Annotated in this window: 15 protein-coding genes and 1 rRNA gene; 7 read left to right on the forward strand and 9 right to left on the reverse strand. The window is 67.4% G+C overall.

Annotated elements, in window-relative coordinates; translation table 11 throughout:
* The 5 genes from ACM6LU_RS27785 to ACM6LU_RS27805 all read right to left on the reverse strand — a co-directional run.
* Positions 1-113 (reverse strand): 16S ribosomal RNA (locus tag ACM6LU_RS27785); the annotation flags it as partial.
* A gap of 397 nt (positions 114-510) precedes the next feature.
* Complete coding sequence (locus ACM6LU_RS27790; RefSeq protein WP_414940715.1) at positions 511-1,719, reverse strand: low temperature requirement protein A; 1,209 nt, start codon at positions 1,717-1,719, stop codon at positions 511-513.
* 453 nt (positions 1,720-2,172) lie between these two features.
* The gene (locus tag ACM6LU_RS27795; protein ID WP_414940717.1) at positions 2,173-3,645 is read right to left on the reverse strand and encodes an MFS transporter; all 1,473 of its coding nucleotides are present in this window, start codon (positions 3,643-3,645) and stop codon (positions 2,173-2,175) included.
* Complete coding sequence (gene dnaE / locus ACM6LU_RS27800) at positions 3,645-7,229, reverse strand: DNA polymerase III subunit alpha (RefSeq protein ID WP_414940718.1); 3,585 nt, start codon at positions 7,227-7,229, stop codon at positions 3,645-3,647. Before dnaE ends, ACM6LU_RS27795 begins: the two co-directional genes overlap by 1 nt.
* A gap of 194 nt (positions 7,230-7,423) precedes the next feature.
* Entirely contained in the window at positions 7,424-8,497 is a 1,074-nt protein-coding gene (locus ACM6LU_RS27805; protein ID WP_414940719.1) for a plasmid pRiA4b ORF-3 family protein, read from the reverse strand.
* A gap of 135 nt (positions 8,498-8,632) precedes the next feature.
* Between ACM6LU_RS27805 and ACM6LU_RS27810 the strand changes: the two genes are divergently transcribed.
* The 5 genes from ACM6LU_RS27810 to ACM6LU_RS27830 all read left to right on the forward strand — a co-directional run bounded on the left by ACM6LU_RS27810 (position 8,633) and on the right by ACM6LU_RS27830 (position 14,246).
* Positions 8,633-9,034 carry a nitroreductase/quinone reductase family protein gene (locus ACM6LU_RS27810; protein WP_414940720.1) on the forward strand — a complete coding sequence of 134 codons (402 nt, stop codon included), beginning with the start codon at positions 8,633-8,635 and terminating at the stop codon, positions 9,032-9,034.
* A gap of 264 nt (positions 9,035-9,298) precedes the next feature.
* Positions 9,299-9,970 (forward strand): FadR/GntR family transcriptional regulator, encoded by a 672-nt coding sequence (locus ACM6LU_RS27815; RefSeq protein ID WP_414940965.1) that lies wholly within the window; start codon positions 9,299-9,301, stop codon positions 9,968-9,970.
* A gap of 4 nt (positions 9,971-9,974) precedes the next feature.
* Positions 9,975-11,411 carry an amino acid permease gene (locus ACM6LU_RS27820; RefSeq protein WP_414940721.1) on the forward strand — a complete coding sequence of 479 codons (1,437 nt, stop codon included), beginning with the start codon at positions 9,975-9,977 and terminating at the stop codon, positions 11,409-11,411.
* Entirely contained in the window at positions 11,408-12,370 is a 963-nt protein-coding gene (locus ACM6LU_RS27825; protein WP_414940722.1) for an asparaginase, read from the forward strand. The genes ACM6LU_RS27820 and ACM6LU_RS27825 overlap by 4 nt, the downstream gene beginning before the upstream one ends.
* 238 nt (positions 12,371-12,608) lie before the next feature.
* Positions 12,609-14,246, forward strand: a complete 1,638-nt coding sequence (locus ACM6LU_RS27830; RefSeq protein WP_414940723.1) for a CocE/NonD family hydrolase — start codon at positions 12,609-12,611, stop codon at positions 14,244-14,246.
* On the opposite strand, the gene ACM6LU_RS27835 is transcribed toward ACM6LU_RS27830, so the two are convergent.
* Together ACM6LU_RS27835 and ACM6LU_RS27840 are read right to left on the reverse strand one after the other, a co-directional pair.
* Entirely contained in the window at positions 14,228-14,986 is a 759-nt protein-coding gene (locus tag ACM6LU_RS27835; RefSeq protein WP_414940724.1) for a metallophosphoesterase, read from the reverse strand. The two genes, ACM6LU_RS27830 and ACM6LU_RS27835, sit on opposite strands and share 19 nt — an antisense overlap.
* A 4-nt stretch (positions 14,987-14,990) precedes the next feature.
* Positions 14,991-15,620 carry a GntR family transcriptional regulator gene (locus ACM6LU_RS27840; RefSeq protein ID WP_414940725.1) on the reverse strand — a complete coding sequence of 210 codons (630 nt, stop codon included), beginning with the start codon at positions 15,618-15,620 and terminating at the stop codon, positions 14,991-14,993.
* Positions 15,621-15,675: 55 nt separating this feature from the next.
* Between ACM6LU_RS27840 and ACM6LU_RS27845 the strand changes: the two genes are divergently transcribed.
* The gene (locus tag ACM6LU_RS27845; RefSeq protein WP_414940966.1) at positions 15,676-16,854 is read left to right on the forward strand and encodes an aminotransferase class V-fold PLP-dependent enzyme; all 1,179 of its coding nucleotides are present in this window, start codon (positions 15,676-15,678) and stop codon (positions 16,852-16,854) included.
* Here the strand turns inward: ACM6LU_RS27845 and ACM6LU_RS27850 are convergent.
* Positions 16,851-17,342 carry a DUF1453 domain-containing protein gene (locus ACM6LU_RS27850; RefSeq protein ID WP_414940726.1) on the reverse strand — a complete coding sequence of 164 codons (492 nt, stop codon included), beginning with the start codon at positions 17,340-17,342 and terminating at the stop codon, positions 16,851-16,853. The two genes, ACM6LU_RS27845 and ACM6LU_RS27850, sit on opposite strands and share 4 nt — an antisense overlap.
* A gap of 63 nt (positions 17,343-17,405) precedes the next feature.
* Here ACM6LU_RS27850 and ACM6LU_RS27855 point away from each other — a divergent pair, with 63 nt between their 5' ends.
* A complete protein-coding gene (locus tag ACM6LU_RS27855; RefSeq protein ID WP_414940727.1) occupies positions 17,406-18,011 on the forward strand; it encodes a TetR/AcrR family transcriptional regulator in 606 nt (201 codons plus the stop codon).
* A gap of 266 nt (positions 18,012-18,277) precedes the next feature.
* On the opposite strand, the gene ACM6LU_RS27860 is transcribed toward ACM6LU_RS27855, so the two are convergent.
* Positions 18,278-18,787: a MarR family winged helix-turn-helix transcriptional regulator gene (locus ACM6LU_RS27860; protein WP_414940728.1), complete on the reverse strand. Its 510-nt coding sequence runs from the start codon at positions 18,785-18,787 to the stop codon at positions 18,278-18,280.
* Positions 18,788-18,795: the final 8 nt, after the last annotated feature.

Consider the following 18,795-nt stretch of genomic DNA (forward strand, 5'->3'; position numbering starts at 1 on the left):
ACGTGTTACTCACCCGTTCGCCACTAATCCACCCGAAGGCTTCATCGTTCGACTTGCATGTGTTAAGCACGCCGCCAGCGTTCGTCCTGAGCCAGGATCAAACTCTCCAACAATGTCAAATTTGATCAAGGCAAATTTTACTTGCACTCAAAGAAACCTCAAACGAGGTTCACATACATAAGCTCTACTGGCTTAATTCACTAGCACACTGTTGAGTTCTCAAGCAACACACCCCGAATCACACCACACCACGCGGCCTCATCCGAAGCAGTTATTTCTTGGCTTTTGTTCGAAGCTCACCCTACACCTGGCTGAAACTGCCGTTTCAGCGGGGGTCTGGTTACCTCTCCGATTCGGGACCACCCACTCTACCACCATCCGGTGGGAGCTTGGTTCGTGTTCCCGGCGGCCGCTCGGTTTCCCTGGCGACGAAGAGAACATTACACGGCCCGAAACCGGCGTTTACAGGGGGGTCCCTATTTTCGCGCCGACGCTCTGACCTGCACCGATCTAATCAACGGCCGCCGCATCGCCGGGAACCGGCTCTCCGTGCGTGGCGACGACCGTCAGCACGACGAGGGCAGCGGCGAGCAGAGCGGTGACGTGGATGGGCGCGGGCGTGAACGACGCGGCGAGGATGAGCACCGCGGTCACCGGGAAGCCGATCGCGATCGGACGGCATTCGTTGGTGGGCCCGATGTGCATGAGCCAGACGCTCAGCAGATAGATCGCGACGGGCACAGTCGTCGCCATCGCGGCGGGCAGCGAGGCGACGTGCCCGGTGTGGGTGTCGTAGTCGACCGCGACCTCCAGCCCGGCGCCGAGCGCGGCCGCCGAGGCGAAGATCAGATAGTGCCCGTAGCCCCAGCTCGCGACGGTGAACAGGTTCTTCGCCTTCTCGAGGCGGACGTGTCCCGGCTGGTCGAAGTACAGCCACCACAGAGAGAAGACCAGCACGAGCCCCGCGGCGGCGAGGGAGATCAGGCTGCCGGTGTGCTTCCCCTCGTCGAGCCCTTCCTTGACCGCCGTGGTCGCGCCAAGGATGGATTCACCCAGCACGATGATCGTGAAAAGGCCGTAGCGCTCGGCGATGTGGTGCGGGTGCCAACCCGTCGGACGACGGCGTTCGGCGATCAGCGGAACCGCGAGTTCGGCGATGACGAACAGGAAGAACGACGGCAGGGCCAAGGATTCCGGCAGTCCGAGGCGGACGATCCACAGAATCTGGACGATCGTGATGCCCGCCGCGTAGCGCAGGGCCGCCGGGCGGCACCCGGAATCGGTCCGCGCGACCCGCAGCCACTGCGTGACCATCGAGAGCCGCATCAGGACGTAGCCGATCACCGTGATCGTGAAGTCGCCGTCGAAGGCCGAGGAGACGCCGGCGGCCACGGTCAGCCCGCCGGCGATCTGCACCAGCGTGACCAGCCGGTACAGGACGTCATCGGTGTCGAACGACGACGCGAACCAGCTGAAGTTCAGCCAGCCCCACCAGATCGCGAAGAACACCATCGCGAAGCTGAGCACCCCGTGCCCGATGTGGTTTTCGGCGATCGCGTGGTGCAGACCCGCCGCGGCCTGCGCGACGGCGACCACGAAACACAGGTCGAACAGCAACTCCAACGGGGTCGCGACCCGGTGCCCTTCACCGGAATCCCGCATCGTCATCGGCCGGTACCAGATCCTCAGCCGATTCCGCCGCACTGAACTCTCCGCCATCGAAGCTCCTCGCATTCTCGAACTGCGGAGATCTTCGCAGCCGGAGGCGGTTCACACACGCGGAGAACGCGCGGCGGGTGGGCCCGGGCCGGGTGCACCTCCCCAGGCGACCCCGCACAGACCCACCCGCGCGATTGCTTCACCCGGGACACGGCTGTCGGTGGTGGTGAGCCGGGTGCCGCCGAACGGTCCCCCGCGGACGCCGACGGCCGTCCACCGGCTCGTGACCGCGGGTGCCCATTCCTGCAAACTCCGGACTCACCACGATCGCTCCCGCCGATCGATCCATCCCCGATCGATCGACAGAAATACCACTGTCTGTAGCCATGTCACAGCAGTGAAGGCCCCGTAAGGTCTACCCGGTTGCTCTGAGTAGCACCAGAGGATGAAGCCCCCGTCACTCGGATGGAGCATTCGGTCTAGCCGACCGTAGTCGTCGGCGCGCGCTGGGACTCAGCCTCGTTGCCTGTCGGCGGCAGCCTTGCCGGCTTCGTCCCGCTCAGTGAGCAAACGCCGGTTTCGGCGCGCCCGAAGCTCGATCACGGCGAGTAAGAGCGCCGAGCACGTCAATCCGGCGGCGCACAGCATCGCCGCGGTCAGTGCCGACGGATAGCCGCCGTTCGCGCCCAGTACCGCGTGGAAGACCGACGCCAGGACGACCGTGCCGATCGCGGTGCCGATCCGCTGCCCGGTCTGCAGCGCTCCCCCGGCGACGCCCGCCATCGACGTCGGCACGCATTCCAGGGTCAGCGTGGTGTTGGGTGAGATGACCATGCCGCCACCGACACCGGCGACGAGCAACGGCAGCGCGAACCACCAGCCCGCCGCGGCACCGGGATCCCGGCCGGCGAGGACGGCGACCGTGACCATCCCGGTGATCACCATGACCAGCCCGGTGACGGTGAGCTTGCGGCCCCACTTCGGCACCAGCCGTCCCGCGATCGCCGCCGACACGGCCGAGCCGAGGGCGAAGGAGGTGACGGCGAGCCCGGATTGCAGTGGCGTGTAGCCGAGACCCTGCTGGAAGAAGATGGCGAAGACCAGCCACATGCCGGTGAATCCGCTGAAGTACAGCGCGCCGACGGCGGCGCCCGTGGCATAGCCGGGAGTGCCGGTGAACAGCCGCGTGTCCAGCAGCGGCGAACGGCCGCGCCGCACCATCGACCGCTCCCAGCGCACGAACGCGAACCCGAAGACCACCGCGACGACGAACAGCCACCACAGACTGCTGAGCCCACCCTGTTCGGATTCGATCAACGGGAGCAACAGTCCGAGTACGGCGACACCCAGCAGCATGATGCCGACGAAGTCGATCTCACCCCGCAGGCTTTTCGCCGGTCTCTCCGCTTTCGGGAGCCATCTCAAGGCAAGGGCGAACGCCAGGATTCCGATGGGCACGTTCACGTAGAAGACCCAGCGCCAGCCTTCCGGGTCGCCGGAGACGGCGAGGATCACGCCACCGAGCACCGGCCCGACAGCGGTCGAGATCCCGACGGTGGCACCGAAGATGCCGAACGCGCGGCCTCGCTCCGCGCCGCGGAACAGGTCCTGGATCATCCCGCTGTTCTGCGGCGTCATCATGCCCGACGCGATGCCCTGCAGGAGCCGCGCGACGATCAGTGTCGTCTCGTTCGGCGCCGCGCCGGCGAACACGCTGGTCAGCACGAACGCGGCGAGCGCGAACAGGAACATACGGCGGCGGCCGAGCGCGTCGCCGAGTCTGCCGCCGGTCACCAGCACCAGCCCGAAGGCCAGCGCGTACCCCGAGACGACCCACTGGATCCCGCCGCTCGACGCGCCGAGGTCCTGCTGGATCGAGGGTAGCGCCGTGTTGACGATGCTGACGTCGAGCAGGCCCATGAACCCGGCGGCGAGGGAGACGGCGAGTGCTTTCCAGCGCCGTGGATCGGGTTCGTAGGTGCTCATCAGGTGCTGGCGGCGATCCCGGGGATGCCCTTGAGCTCACCGATCAGCATCGATGTCACCTTGACCGGATAGTCGTAGAGCGCGAAGACGGTCTGGTTCTTGCCGACCAGCTTGAGGTGCACCGGGGTTTCGCCCTTGTGCGCCAGCAAGGTCTGCTTCAGTTCGCTGACCACCGACTGGTCGATCTTCTCCGCCGCGGCCAGCAGGACGAGCGGCAGGTCCTCGTCGCCGTTCCCGATCTCGGACAGGTCGAGCGGTACGAGCCCGCCGCCGAAGATGGACATCTTGTCCTCACGCCAGTTCACCCGGCCCTTGACCAGGACCGCGTTGTCCTCGATGAGGTCGGCGGAGAACATCGCGTAGGACTTCGGGAAGTACAGGACCTCCAGCGAGGCGTCCATGTCCTCGACGGTGCAGATCGCCCAAGGCTCGCCCTTCTTGTTGACCCGGCGCTCCAGCGAGGTGATCAGCCCGGAGATGATCAGCTCGCCTTCCTTGGGCGGGTCGGCGATGATCGCGGCGATCGGCCTCGGCGCGTGTTTGCGCAGGATGCGCTCGGCACCGTCCAGCGGGTGCGCCGAGACGTACAGGCCGAGCATCTCCCGTTCATAGGCCAGGAGCTGCTTGCGCGGGTACTCCTCTTCGCCGAACTTCAGGTGCGCGAGCGGCGAAGAGGACACGGCGGCCTCATCGCCGTCGTCCCCGCCGAAACCGAAGAGGTCGAACTGGCCCATCGCCTCCTGGCGCTTGAGTGGGACCACGGCCTCGACCGCGTCCTCGTGCACCTGGATCATCGAAAGCCGGGAGTTGCCGAGCGAGTCGAAGCCGCCGGCCTTGATCAGCGATTCGATGACCCGCTTGTTGCAGGCCACCAGTTCGGACTTGTCGAGGAAGTCGGTGAAGGAGGAGTACTTCCCCTTCTCGTCGCGGGTCTTGATGATCGACTCGACGACGTTCGCGCCGACGTTGCGGACGGCACCCATACCGAAGCGGATGTCGTCCCCGACGGCCGCGAACCTCAGCGCGGACTCGTTGACGTCCGGCGGGAGCACCTTGATGCCGAGGCGACGGCACTCGGACAGATAGACCGCGGACTTGTCCTTGTTGTCACCGACCGACGTGAGCAGCGCGGCCATGTACTCCGGTGTGAAGTTCGCCTTCAGGTACGCGGTCCAGTAGGAGATCAGGCCGTACGCGGCCGCGTGACTCTTGTTGAACGCGTAGCCGGCGAACGGGAGGATCGTGTCCCACAGTGCCTTCACCGCATCCGGCGAGAACCCGCCTTCGATCAGCGGGCTGGCCTTCATCCCGGCCTCGAAGCCCTCGTACTCGAGATCGAGGACTTCCTTCTTCTTCTTACCCATGGCCCGGCGGAGCACGTCCGCGCGGCCCATCGTGTATCCGGCCACCTTCTGGCCGATGTGCATGATCTGCTCCTGATAGACGATCAGGCCGTAGGTGTCGGCCAGGATCTCCTTCAGGGGCTCCTCGAGCTGCGGGTGGATCGGCTTGACCTTCTGCCGATTGTTCTTCCGGTCGGCGTAGTCGTTGTGCGCGTTCATGCCCATCGGGCCGGGGCGGTACAGCGCGCCCACCGCCACGATGTCGTCGAAGACCGTCGGCTGCATCCGGCGCAGCAGATCCCGCATCGGCCCGCCGTCCAGCTGGAACACGCCGAGCGTGTCTCCCCTGGCGAGCAGCTTGTACGTCTCCGGGTCTTCGACGCCGAGGGTGTCGAGGTCGATGTCGACCCCGCGGTTGGTCTTGATGTTGTCGATCGCGTCGCCGATGACGGTGAGGTTCCGCAGGCCAAGGAAGTCCATCTTGAGCAGGCCGATGTTCTCGCACGACGGGTAGTCCCAGCCGGTGATGATCGAGCCGTCGTCACGCTGCCACAGCGGGATGGCGTCGGTCAGCGGGTCGCAGGACATGATGACCGCGCAGGCGTGGACGCCGGCGTTGCGGATCAGCCCTTCGAGGCCGCGGGCGGTCTCGAAGATCGTCTTGCACTCTTCGTCGGTCTCGACGAGCGCGCGGACCTCGGCGGCCTCGCCGTAGCGCTCGTGCTTGGAGTCGACGATGCCTGACAGCGGGATGTCCTTCGCCATGATCGGCGGCGGCAGCGCCTTCGAGATCCGGTCCGCGATCGCGTAGCCGGGTTGACCGAAGTGGACGCGCGCGGAGTCCTTGATGGCCGCCTTGGTCTTAATGGTGCCGAAGGTGATGACCTGCGCGACCTTGTCGACGCCGTACTTGTCGGTGGCGTAGCGGATCATCTCGCCGCGGCGGCGGTCGTCGAAGTCGATGTCGATATCGGGCATGGAAACGCGCTCGGGGTTCAGGAACCGCTCGAACAGCAGCTTCTGCGGGATCGGGTCCAGGTTGGTGATACCGAGCACGTACGCGACCAGCGAGCCGGCGGCCGAACCACGGCCGGGGCCGACGCGGATGCCGACCTTGCGGGCGTAGTTGATGAGGTCGGCGACGATGAGGAAGTAGGCGGGGAAGCCCTTCCCGATGATGACGTCGAGCTCGATCTCGATGCGCTCGTCGTAGTACTCGTCCGGGACACCGTCCGGGTACCGCCATTTGAGACCACGCGCGACCTCTTCCCGCAGCCAGGCGCCCTGGTCGTAGCCATCGGGGACCTCGAAGAACGGCAGCCGGTCCTTGTGCGTGTAGACCTCTTTGTAGGACTCGACGCGCTCGGCGATCAGCAGCGTCGAGTCGGCGGCGCCGGGAACTTCCTTGTCCCAGTACTCCCGCATGTCGGCGGCCGACTTCAGGTAGTAGCCGTCACCGTCGAACTTGAACCGGTTCGGGTCGTTCAGCGTCTTGCCCGCCTGCACGCAGAGCAGCGCGGAGTGGGTGTCGGCCTGGTCCTTGGTGACGTAGTGCGAATCGTTCGTGGCCAGCGGCCGGAGATCGAGCAGCTTGCCGATCTCGAGCAGGCCCTCGCGAACCGACCGCTCGATCGGCAGGCCGTGGTCCATCAGCTCGAGGAAGAAGTTCTCGCCGCCGAAGATGTCCTTGTAGTCCGACGCGGCCTGGATCGCTTCGGTGCGCTGCCCCAGCCGGAGTCGCGTCTGCACCTCACCGGACGGGCAGCCGGTGGTCGCGATGATGCCTTCGTGGTTCTCCGAGATCAGTTCGCGGTCCATCCGGGGCTTACGGTAGTAGCCCTGCATGCTCGCGAGCGATGACAGCTTGAACAGGTTCCGCAGCCCGGTCGCGTTCGCGGCGAGCATCGTCATGTGGGTGTAGGAACCGCTACCGGAGACGTCGCCGCCTTCACCGAACTCGTCGGAGCCACGCTGGTTGGCCTGGCCCCAGAACACCGGCTTCTTGTGGAAACGGCTCTCCGGTGCGACGTAGGCCTCGATGCCGATGATCGGCTTGAGGTCGTGCTTGACCGCCTGCTGGTAGAACTCGTCCGCGCCGTACATGTTGCCGTGGTCGGTCATGCCGACCGCGGGCATGCCCAGCCGCGCCGCCTCCTTGAACAAGGGGGCGATCTTCGCCGCACCGTCGAGCATCGAGTACTCGGTGTGCACATGCAGGTGGACGAAGGAATCGTTCGACACCAGCGAAAACCTCCCCTAGGCAGACGGGTCCCTGGCTGCGTGACGCGGGCCGGTCCTCCCACCCTAGGCTTCTCATGATCATCAGCAACTCGCGGGGGGACGCGGCCCTCGGGCAGTCCTGAGTCTGCTGGCCGATCAAGATCAAATCCAGCTGCCTCGCCGAAGTCGTCGCCACCCGAACGGGGCAGCGATGGTCAGCCCAGCCGGGCGTTGACCCCCTCCCTGTCGAACCACTCCGGGTCGAACCCGTAGCCGCCGAGCTCCTCGAGGAGATCCTCGTTCTCTTCGGCGTCCGAATCCCGCATCGCCTCCAGCAACATCTCGTACGCCTGCCCGTCTTCGCATTCCGGCGGAGGCGCCGCGCGCTCGCCGTCGAGACAGCTCGGCGCCTCGGGGAGGGCGACCAGTTGCTCGACGCGGATCCAGTGCCGCCAGCGCTCCGCCTCGTAGGCGAGTCGATGGCCCGGCGCCGTGACGACCTGGCCGAGGAGCACCTGATCGTCCAGGCGATCGCCTTCTCCGCCCTGGCCGTCGGCGCTGAAGCCGCCGTACGCGGTTTCGAACCGATGGTCCTGCTGCTCGTCCCGGCCGAACACGGCCGCGAAGGTCCGGTGCAATGCGGCAAGGGTGAGGTCGGTGCGGACTTCGAGCCGCCGCCAGATCGCGGGCTCCGGCTCCTCCACGGCCACCGCGATCCACATCCCGGTGGCCTTCCCGGGTGGGGGAAGCACGAGCGGCAGAGAATCGGTCCCCCGTGAGCGCGGCACCGGTTCGTACTCGGGCAGACCGAGCCACCTCCGTAGCTGCCCCGCGCGTTGGGGCAGGTCCGACTCCGGCCTCGAACCCAGCTCGAAGAGCTGCGGCGCCACTTTCCGGAGCCACGCGTCAGAATCCGCCTTGACGATCAAAGCCGCTTCGACCTGGCTTCGGAACTCCTCGGGCGTCAGTGGGGCTTCGGCCACCTCGAAGCCGCCGCGAAGCACCCCCAAGGCGTCCGCGGGATCGGGGTGGAGTTCGATCACGTCGACCTCGCGACCGTTGACCACCACCTCGACACCCACCGAGCGTTTTCCTGCGGTCAGCGTGGCGGCGAGGACCACCAGGTCCTGATCCACCTGGCCTTGGACGGCACAGTCCGAAAGCTCGATCGGCCCGTGGAGCAACTTCGGCCAGCGCTCCACCCTGCTCACGTCCGGAAACGGACGTGGCGGACGGGAGAGCTGGTTCTTCGGTTTCTTGGGCTTGCGCCCTCGGCTGATGGGGCTCACTCCCGCAGTGTCTCCAGCGGCACCGACAGTTTTCGCGGCGTCGTGAGCAGCCATGATCCAAAAACGCTTGCCGACCTGGGCGCGGGTTGTGCAGACTGACCAGCCGCCAAGATCACCGAACCGTCCGGAGAGTTGATGATCGACCTGCAGGCCATGAACGAACACGTGATCGCGGAGTTCCGCGCGAACGGCCGCCAGGGCGACGGTCTCCCGACGTTGCTGCTCACCACCACCGGTGCCCGCACCGGACGACGGCACGTGACGCCGATGCTGTTCCTGGCCGACGACGGCCGCTACATCGTGTTCGCCGCCAACGGGGGCGCTCCCGGACATCCGGACTGGTACCGCAACCTGGTCTCGGAGCCGTCTGTCGATGTCGAAGCGGACGGAGAGTCCTTCACCGCCCACGCTGTCGAGATCACCGGAGCAGCACGGGACCGTCTGTACGCGAAGCAGGCGAAGGCGTTCCCGCGGCTGGCCGAGCACCAGTCGAAGACCAGCCGTCCGTTCCCGGTGATCGCGCTCAAGCGGGTATGACGGTGGTCGTGCGCGTTTCGACGTTGTGACACTGGCCACCTCCGCGCGGGAATTCGGTGCCACCACTGAACTTCGGACGTACGAAGGCGCCCAGCACGACTTTCACTTCTTGGCCTATTACCCCACCGGCGCCGACACCTCAGGCCGGATCCGAGCCCTCTGCTGATCGCTTGACAAAGCGATGGGCCGACCGCACGATCTCGTCTCATGAACCTGTCTGACAGCCAGACAGCCGGACACGGTGGTCCACGGCGCGTCAGCGCGATGGAGGCCGTGCTGGCCCACCTCCGCGGTGCCATCGAGCGCGGTGAGTACCCCGTCGGCCAGAAGCTGCCGTCGGAGTCCGCGCTCGGCAAAGAGTTCGAGGTCAGCCGTTCGGTCGTCCGCGAAGCACTGCGGGGGCTGCAGGCACTCGGGCTCACCGTGTCCAAAACGGGCAAAGGGACCTTCGTGACCGCCACCGGGCCGGTCGAGAACCCCACCTTCGGGACCTACTCGGCCCGTGACCTGTTCGAGGTGCGGCGCCACGTCGAGATCCCCGTCGCCGGGTACGCGGCCTTGCGCCGCAGCACCGACGACCTGGACCTGCTCGGCCACCTGGTCGAGCGGATGGACCTCGAAACCGACAACACCGCGTGGGTGGCGCTGGACTCGCTGTTCCACATCACCATCGCCCAGTCCTCGGGCAACCCGGTGTTCGGCAAGGTCATCGAGGAGATCCGGGACGCGCTTGCGCGCCAGTCGGCATTTCTCAACCAATTAGGTGACCGTCGGACCCGCTCGAACACCGAGCACCGTGAGATCGTCACCGCCATCGCCGCCGGTTCCGAAGTGGACGCCGTCGCGGCGATGACCTCCCATCTCGAACACGTCGAGGACGCGCTCACCACCATCGTGCGGCCGAGCCGCCCGACGCATCAGAACAAGGACGACTGACACCGTGACCGAACAGACCCTCAGCGCGGACGACAAGTCCGCGGTGCCGGCCGACGCCGGTGACGCCGGCTACGACAAGGCGCTGAAACCCCGCCACGTGAACATGATCGCGATCGGCGGCGCCATCGGCACCGGCCTGTTCCTCGGCGCGGGCGGACGGCTCACGCAGGCGGGCCCGGCGCTGGCGATCGTGTACGCGGTCTGCGGTCTCTTCGCCTTCTTCGTGGTGCGTTCGCTCGGCGAACTCATCCTGTACCGCCCCTCCTCCGGCGCCTTCGTGTCCTACGCCCGTGAGTTCATGGGTGAGAAGGGCGCTTACGTCGCGGGCTGGATGCACTTCCTGAACTGGTCCACGACTGGTATCGCGGATATCACCGCGATCGCGCTGTACGCGCATTTCTGGTCCTTCTTCACGCCGATCCCGCAGTGGGTACTGGCACTCATCGCCCTCGCGGTGGTACTGGCGCTGAACATGGTTTCGGTGAAGCTGTTCGGTGAGTTGGAGTTCTGGTTCGCCATCATCAAGGTCGCCGCGCTGGTCGCCTTCATGGGGATCGGGATCTGGCTGCTGGTCACCCAGCAGCCGATCGACGGCCAGGTACCCGGCTTCTCGCTGATCTCGGACAACGGCGGCTTCTTCCCCGCCGGTGTGCTGCCGATGGTGCTGATCGTCCAGGGTGTCGTGTTCGCCTACGCCTCGGTGGAACTGGTCGGCGTCGCCGCCGGTGAGACCGAGAACCCGCGCAAGATCATGCCGAAGGCGATCAACTCGATCATGTGGCGGATCGGGATCTTCTACGTCGGCTCGGTGGTCCTGCTGGCGATGCTGATGCCGTGGAGCTCGTACTCGAAGACCGAGAGCCCGTTCGTCACCGTGCTCTCGCACGTCGGGGTGCCGCAGGCGGGCAACGTGATGAACCTGGTGGTGCTGACGGCGGCGCTGTCCAGCCTGAACTCGGGCCTGTACTCGACCGGCCGCATCCTGCGTTCGATGTCGCTGGCCGGATCCGCGCCGAAGTTCACCGGCGTGATGAACAAGAATCACGTGCCCTACGGCGGGATCCTGCTCACCTCCGCGGTCTGCGTGGTCGGTGTCGGCCTGAACGCCGTCGTGCCAAGCCAGGCCTTCGAGATCGTCCTGAATTTCGCGGCCATCGGCATCCTCGGCACCTGGGCGATCATCGTGCTTTCACATCTGCTGTTCGTGCGCAAGGCCAAGCTCGGTGAGGTCGAGCGCCCCTCCTACCGACTCCCGTTCTCGCCCTACACCGAGATCGCGACGCTGATCTTCCTCGCCGCCGTCGTCGTGCTGATGGGCTTCGACGAGATCGGCCGGATCACCCTGTACTGCCTGCCGGTCATCGGGCTGGCGCTGGTGGGGGGCTGGTTCGGGGTCCGCAAGCGGATCAACATGGACGTCTTCGAAAAGACGAAGCTGTGATCCCCGAAATCCGCGTCCCCACCCACGAACCGCTGGTGCATCTTCTCCGCGACGGAATGGTCGAGGGGGTGCACCACGGTTCGGCAGTCGTCCTCGCCCCGGACGGCCGCGTGCTGTTCTCCGCAGGCGATGTCGAGTCTGCTTTCTATCCGCGTTCGGCGGCGAAACCCTTGCAGGCCACCGCGATGGCGCGACTCGGGGTCGAACTGAGCCCGGCGGGGTTCGCCGTCGGCGCGGCCAGCCACTCGGGTGAGGACATCCACCTGGCGGAGGTTCTCCGGACGCTGGACGGCGCCGGGCTCACCGCTGAGGATCTGCGGACGCCGGAGGGCCTGCCGTTCGACCCTGTCGAGCGTGACGCTTGGATCGCCTCGGGACGGACTGCCTCGAGATCTGCGCACAACTGTTCCGGCAAGCACGCGGCCATGCTCGCGACCTGCCGCCTGCGCGGTTGGTCCACGAAGGACTATCTGGACGCGGGACACCCGCTGCAGCGCGCGATCGCGGAGTCCGTCGAGGATCTGACGGGACAGCGGATCCCGAAGGTCGCCGTCGACGGCTGCGGCGCTCCCCTGTTCGCGGTGTCACTGCGCGGGCTCGCCAGTGCCGTCGGCAAGATCGCCGCCGCGGCTCCTGGTACCCCCGCAGGTCTTGTGGCCGAAGGGATCCGGAAGCATCCGGAACTGGTCGCGGGCACCCGCCGCGACGTCACCGCGCTGATGCGCGCGGTACCCGGCCTGATCGCCAAGGACGGGTTCGAAGCCGTCCAGGTCGCCGCACTGCCGGACGGCACGGCGATCGCGATCAAGATCGCCGACGGCGGTGACCGCGCCCGGCAGCCGGTGCTCGCCGCCGCGCTCGCCCTGTGCGGCGTCGACAGGGAAGTACTGAAGCCGTTCACCGGGCCCCCCGGCCTGTGCGTGACGGGCGCGCTCGCCGAAATCCAGCTGGCAGCCTGAGGAGCCTTGTGTCGCACCGCGTGGACACGACCTGCTGGGAGACAACCCGCAGGAGACGCTCGCGCGGCTTCGGTGACCAGACCAGCGGGGCGGTACCGGGCGGTCTGCCCCGCGCCTGGTCTCGTGAGTGGTGCGGACGGTTTCACCCGTCCCCACCACTCGCGAGACCCACCGCCCCCCTCGACCTGGAGTACGGTCGCAAGCGGACGATGATCATCCGCGTGAAAGGCGGCCCAGCGTGCTCGACCGACTCCTCGACCGGTTCCTCGGCCTCCCTCTGGCCGAAGGCCCCGCTCCCTCGGTGACCAAGGCGATCCCCGTCCCGATGTCCGACGGCGTCCGCCTGCTGGCCGACCGCTACGCCGTTCCCGGTGACGAGCCCCGGCCGGTGGTGCTGATCCGCACGCCGTACGGCCGGAAAGGCCTGATGGGCAAGATCTTCGGGGAGACGTTCGCCCGGCAAGGCCTGCAGACGGTCCTCCAGAGCACTCGCGGAACCTTCGGCTCCGGCGGCGAGTTCCGGCCGTTCCACCTGGAGAAGGAGGACGGCCTCGCCACCGTCGCCTGGCTGCGCGAGCAGCCGTGGTGTGACGGCCGGGTCGCGATGGCGGGTGCGAGCTACCTCGGCCACACGCAATGGGCGGTCGCACCGTATCTCGAGGAGCCGCTCGAAGCGTTGTGCCTCGGCGTCACCGCGTCGGAGTTCGTCTCGGCCTTCTATCCCGGCGGTATCCTCGCGGTCGACAACATGGTCTCGTGGTCGGCGCTGATCGGCCGTCAGGAGGGCCGGTTCGCCGGTCTGCCGAACCCTTGGCAGACGAAGAAGACCCGTGCGGCCATGGCGCGTCTGCCTGTTTCCAGCGCGGACGTCGCGGCCATCGGCAAGCAGGTGCGGTTCCTGCAGGACGTCGCCGAGCACGCCGAGCCCGGCGACGACTTCTGGGCGCCGTCGGACCACAGCGCCGAGGTCGCCGCGCTGAGGACCCCGGTGACCATGGTGACCGGCTGGTACGACCTGTTCATCTCCGCCCAGCTGCGCGACTTCAAGGAACTCGCCGCCGCCGGACGCGAACCGCGGCTCACCGTCGGCCCGTGGGCACACGGCGAGCCCGCCAGCCTGAAGACCCTGCTGACCGACCAGATCGGCTTCCTCTCCGCCCACCTCCTCGGCGACACCACCCCACTGCGCCAAGCCCCGGTGCGCCTGTACCTCCAGGGCGCCGGACGCTGGCTGGACTTCGAAAGCTGGCCGCCGAAATCCGACGCCACCCCGTATTTCCTGCGCCCCGGCGCGCTTTCCCCCGCTGAACCGGTCGAGTCGAAACCCGGGACGTTCACCTTCGACCCGGCCGATCCGACGCCGTCCGTCGGCGGCCCGCTGCTGTCGGGCGTGCAGAAGCAACGCGACAACAAGGCCGTCGAAGAGCGCCGGGACGTGCTGCTCTTCACCGGTGACGCGCTGAAGCGAGACTTCGACGTCATCGGCGAGATCTCCGCGCTGGTGCACGTGCGGACCGACCTCGGCCACGGTGACGTCTTCGTCCGGCTGTGCGATGTGGACGGTCGCGGTATCTCCCGCAACGTCACCGACGGCATCATCCGGCTGCGCCCCGGAAGTCCTGAGTCCGATATGGACGGTGTGGTCGCGTCCGAGGTCCACCTCGACCCGACGGCGTACCGGTTCCGGCGAGGGCACCGGCTGCGGCTTCAGATCGCGGGCGGTGCGTTCCCCCGCTTCGCCCGCAACCACGGCACCGACGAGCCGGTTTTCACCGCGGTGGACGGGAATCCCGCACGGTTCGAGATCTTCCACGACCCCGCGCGGCCATCCCGGATCACCCTGCCGGTCTTCGGCGGTCAGGCGACCACCCGTTGATGCGTGGTCAGCCTGCCGTCGCCGTGCAGCACGTGGAACAGCAGCGACGGTGGCAGGTCGTAGTCGATCGGCCCGCCTTCTCCCCACGGCCGGAGGCCGTTCTCCTCCCACGGGAACAGGATGCTCGATCCGACCGAGGGCGCCGACCGCAGCGGCACGCCCGCGAACGTGGTCGACGCCGCGGCGTGGACGTGCCCGCAGAGCAGGGCCACCACTCGCGGGTGACGAGCGATCACCTCGGCCAGCCTGTCCTCGCCGTACTGCCGCATCGCGTCCACCAGCGGCAGGCCGAGCGCGACCGGCGGATGATGGAAGGCGACGAAGGCGGGGCCGTCACCGTCGGCGAGAACGCCGTCCAGCCAGGCCATGGTCTCGTCGTCGAATTGGCCGTCCGGTTCGCCCGGAACGCTCGAGTCGGCCATGACGAACGTGACGTCCCCGACCGTGTACACCGCGTTGACCGGGGCGTCGTCCGGCACCTGGCCGAGCAGTCCTTCGCGGAACGGTCCGCGTTTGTCGTGGTTTCCGGGGCAGGTGAAGAGCGGGACGTCGGTCTTGAACAGTTCGGCCGCGCGCACGTACTCCTCGAGGGTGCCGTGGTCGGCGATGTCGCCGGTCACGAGGATCGCGTCGACCGGCGTCGCGAGGTTCTCCAGATACCGCATGACCCGCGCGGTGCGTTCGTCACCGCGTTCCCCGCCGTCGAGATGGTTGTCGCTCAGATGTGCCGTCACGAACATCGCGTCACTCCGTCTTCTCCAAATATGCCAGCGTTTTCACCCAGTTCCGCACGAGCAGCTCCGCTGCCGTGACGAGGTCGGAGACGCGGATCGCTTCGGCGATCCTGCGGTGCTCGTCGATACTCTCCATCGAGCGCCCGGTACCACCGAAATAGCAGGTGTCATAGCGCTTCAGCAGGGGTTTGGTCTGCTCGATCAGGCGCAGCAGATGCGGATTCGTGCACCGCGAGACCAGCAACGAGTGCCAGCGATCGTCCAAAGTGGTCAAATCACCCGCCCGCTCCAGCTCCGCCGTCATCTCGGCGGCGATCCGGTCGAGGCCGCCGGTGAGCCCGGCGAGGTCCTGCGGCGAACTCCAGCGCAACGCGAGCGATTCCAGTTCCGCGACGAGCGGATACAGCCGCCGGGCCTCTTCGGGGTCGAACGGCGGCACGAGGAACCCGCGGCCCGGCGCCGAAACGAGCAGGCCACGATCGGCCAGCCCGATCAGCGCCTCGCGCAACGGCGTCCGGCTGACGCCCAGTTCGCGGGCGAGGTGCACCTCGTTGATCCGGCTGTCCGCGGCGATCCGGCCGTCGAGCACGCGGGCGGTGACCTCTTCCGCGAGGTCACACCGGAGCAGGTTCCTCGTCATCCGAGTAGTATTGCATGCACTTCACCCATACTGTATTCAGTTAGGGGTGACGAGTATTCAGGACTTCGACATCGACCGTGCCCGTGCCGAGACGCCTGGCTGCGCGGAAGTGGTCCACCTCAACAACGCCGGATCGTCGCTCCCGCCCACGCGGGTGACCGACACCGTCGTCGACTACCTGCGCGAAGAAGCCCTGATCGGGGGGTACGAGCAGGCCGCGGCGACCGCCGAGCGGTACGAGGGCGTCTACGCGTCGGCCGCACGGCTCGTCGGCGCCGAACCCGACGACATCGCACTGACCGACAACGCCACCCGGTCGTGGCAAGCGGTCTTCTACGCGCTGCCGTTCACCGCGGGAGACCGGATCCTGACGGCGAAGTCCGAGTACGCGAGCAACGTCATCTCCTTCCTGCAGATCGCGAAGCGCACCGGTGCCGTCGTCGAGGTGGTCGCCGAGGACGAGTCCGGTCAACTGGACGTCGAGGACCTGAAACGCCGGATCGACGGCAGCGTCAAGCTGATCGCCGTCTCCCACGTCCCCACCCAGGGCGGGCTGGTGAATCCCGCCGAGGAGATCGGCGCGGTCGCGCGCGAGGCCGGGATCCCGTTCCTGCTGGACGCCTGCCAGAGCGCCGGCCAGATCGACCTCGACGTCACGCGCCTGAACTGCGACGCGCTCAGCGTGACCGGCCGTAAGTACCTGCGCGGGCCGCGCGGCACCGGGCTCCTCTACGCGCACCCTCGCCTGCGTGAGCGCGTCGAGCCCGCGATGCTCGACCTTCACTCCGCGATGTGGACCGCGCCCGAGACCTACGAAGTCGATACGACGGCGAAGATGTTCGAGGTTTGGGAACGCGATCACGCCTCGGTGCACGGCCTCGGCGCGGCGATCGACTATGCCCTCGAATGGGGCATGCCCGCCATCGAAGCCCGCGTCGCCGGGCTCGCGGCGAAACTGCGCGACGCGCTCCGCGAGATCCCGGGCGTCCAGGTCCACGACCAGGGCGCGCGACAGTGCGGAATCGTCACGTTCAGCCTCGCGAAAACGCCGTCGCAGGAAGTGAAACAGCACCTGGCGGCGGCCAGGATCAACGTCAGCGTCGTGGAAGCGACGTCCGCCCAGTTCGATTTCGCCGCGCGCGGACTGCCGTCGATGGTCAGGTCCTCGGTGCACTACTTCAACACCGAAGACGAGATCGCGCTCCTCGCGGGTGAAGTCGGAAAGCTGGCCTAGCGCCGGGAAAGCACCGAGTCGGACGACGGGGCGTACGGCAGCCCCGTCGTCTTCGCCCGCATGCCGACCACGAGTGCCTCCCCCAGCAGGCTGACACCGATCGACAGCGTGATCGGCCTGGCGTCGGGGTGCGCCCCGGCCACGGTGGCCAGGAAACCGATCCCGAAGTTCACCACCATCGACAGCACCCAGACGCCGAACGTCCGGCCGGTGTAGCGCAGCCACAGCACGCCGTCTCGCTCGAACAGCTTCGTGGTGGCGGCGCGCACCGCGCCGAGGCCGCAGCCGACCAAGGCGCCCAGCACGAGCCAAAGACCGTCCACGACAGTGATGGTTTCGAGCTTGGTCAGGCCGTAGACCCCGATCCCGATCAGGATCACCGGCGCGCCGAAAACGTCGCGGGCGACCAGCGGCTCCCCGCGCAGCCTTCGCACGACGATCGCGACCACCACGGCGACCGCCAGCGCGATCAACAACCAGGTCCTCATGAACTCCCCCTTTGTAGCATGACTGTGCCAAATAAAATAGCAAGGTCGTGCTATAAAGGCAACATGCCCAAGATCGTCGACCCCGAGGCCCGGCGCCTGGAGATAGCCGAAGCCGTCTTCCGCGTGATCCAGCGGGACGGTCTTCCGCAGGCGTCGCTCAGGAGCGTGGCGGACGAGGCAGGCCTGGCGATCGGTTCGGTCCGGCACTATTTCAAGGGGCACGACGAGCTGATCGTGTTCGCCATGCGCTCGCTCGGCGACCGGCTGGTGGTGAGACTGCTGGGACACCTCCCGGACCTGCTCGACCCCGCGACACCGCGTGCACGGCGACAGGAAGTCACCGAGGCCCTGCTCAGCGAACTGCTTCCGCTCACCGAGCAGACCCAGGCCGAAACCGACGTCTGGCTGGCGTTCACGGCCGCCGCGAAGAACCGCCCGGACCTCGCCGAGGAAGCCACCCGCACGCACGACGGGGTCCGCGCCCTTGTCCGGCGGGTGCTCGAAGGCGCGCACGGGGCGGGCGGGCTGCTCGACGACCTCGATCTGGCCATCGAGACCGAACGGCTGGCCGCACTGCTGGACGGCCTCGCCCTGTCGGCGGGACGGACCCCGCCGGAGCTGATGCGAACGGTGCTCCGGCGGCATCTGGAGACCCTGCGGGCGCCCTAGCCCGACAGCTGGCACCGTGACGGGATGATCCCGGCCGCGTCGCGGTGATCGACGTCGACGGACGGGAGACCACCTGCCCACAGCGCGGCCGACACTCGACCGACGATGTTCCACCGCCTGCCGCGGCTGCCGAGGAGGTCCGCGCGCGGTACGACACGTCGAGCCGCCAGTCGTCATTCAGCCAGGCGGGTGGTGCTGGCGGTGCTCTACGCGCTGCCGCACGGAAGCTCGCTTTCCCAGGACGCGCAGAACCCGGGTTGCCTCTTCTAAGCCCCGAACCAGCCGGCGACGTCTAGCCGGAAGCCGTCCGTGGGCGCCATCGCGCGAAGGTCGGCTTCGAGCGCGCGGACCCTGTCCGCGCCGAGCGCGTCGGCCCAGTCCTTGCGCAACTCCTCGAAGATCGCCGCGGACCGGCCGAGCGAGTCGACACCGCGGCCGGTGAGACGCACGACCTTGCGCCGCGCGTCGGCCGGGTCGCCGGCGCGCTCGACGTAGCCGAGCTGCTCCAGCTTGTCGACGGTCTTGCCCGCCGCCTGCTTGCTGACCCCGAGCCGCCGCCCGATCTCGCTCGCCGTCGCCCCGTCGCGGCCGATCGCCTGCATGGCGAAGCCGTACGCCGGACGGACTTCGGGGTGTCCCTGTTCGGCCAGCTCGACGTGCAGCCTGTCGATGATCGAGCGGAAGCCCGCGAACAGCAAGAGCGGCAGCTCGAATCCGGCCGCGTCGGAAACTCGCTTGCCCTGTTCGACAACCTGCTTTACCTTTTCATCAACCACGTTGACTA

Origin of the sequence: Amycolatopsis sp. cmx-11-51 (assembly GCF_047608665.1) — a bacterium.
GTDB lineage: Bacteria > Actinomycetota > Actinomycetes > Mycobacteriales > Pseudonocardiaceae > Amycolatopsis.

Bases quoted from the DNA above. Each gene is read 5' to 3' on its own strand.
- ACM6LU_RS27815 (WP_414940965.1), top strand. From the start codon at position 9,299: ATGGAGGCCGTGCTGGCCCACCTCCGCGGTGCCATCGAGCGCGGTGAG.
- ACM6LU_RS27790 (WP_414940715.1), bottom strand. From the start codon at position 1,719: ATGGCGGAGAGTTCAGTGCGGCGGAATCGGCTGAGGATCTGGTACCGG.
- ACM6LU_RS27835 (WP_414940724.1), bottom strand. From the start codon at position 14,986: ATGTTCGTGACGGCACATCTGAGCGACAACCATCTCGACGGCGGGGAA.
- ACM6LU_RS27840 (WP_414940725.1), bottom strand. From the start codon at position 15,620: ATGACGAGGAACCTGCTCCGGTGTGACCTCGCGGAAGAGGTCACCGCC.
- ACM6LU_RS27810 (WP_414940720.1), top strand. From the start codon at position 8,633: ATGATCGACCTGCAGGCCATGAACGAACACGTGATCGCGGAGTTCCGC.
- ACM6LU_RS27850 (WP_414940726.1), bottom strand. From the start codon at position 17,342: ATGAGGACCTGGTTGTTGATCGCGCTGGCGGTCGCCGTGGTGGTCGCG.
- ACM6LU_RS27855 (WP_414940727.1), top strand. From the start codon at position 17,406: ATGCCCAAGATCGTCGACCCCGAGGCCCGGCGCCTGGAGATAGCCGAA.
- ACM6LU_RS27795 (WP_414940717.1), bottom strand. From the start codon at position 3,645: ATGAGCACCTACGAACCCGATCCACGGCGCTGGAAAGCACTCGCCGTC.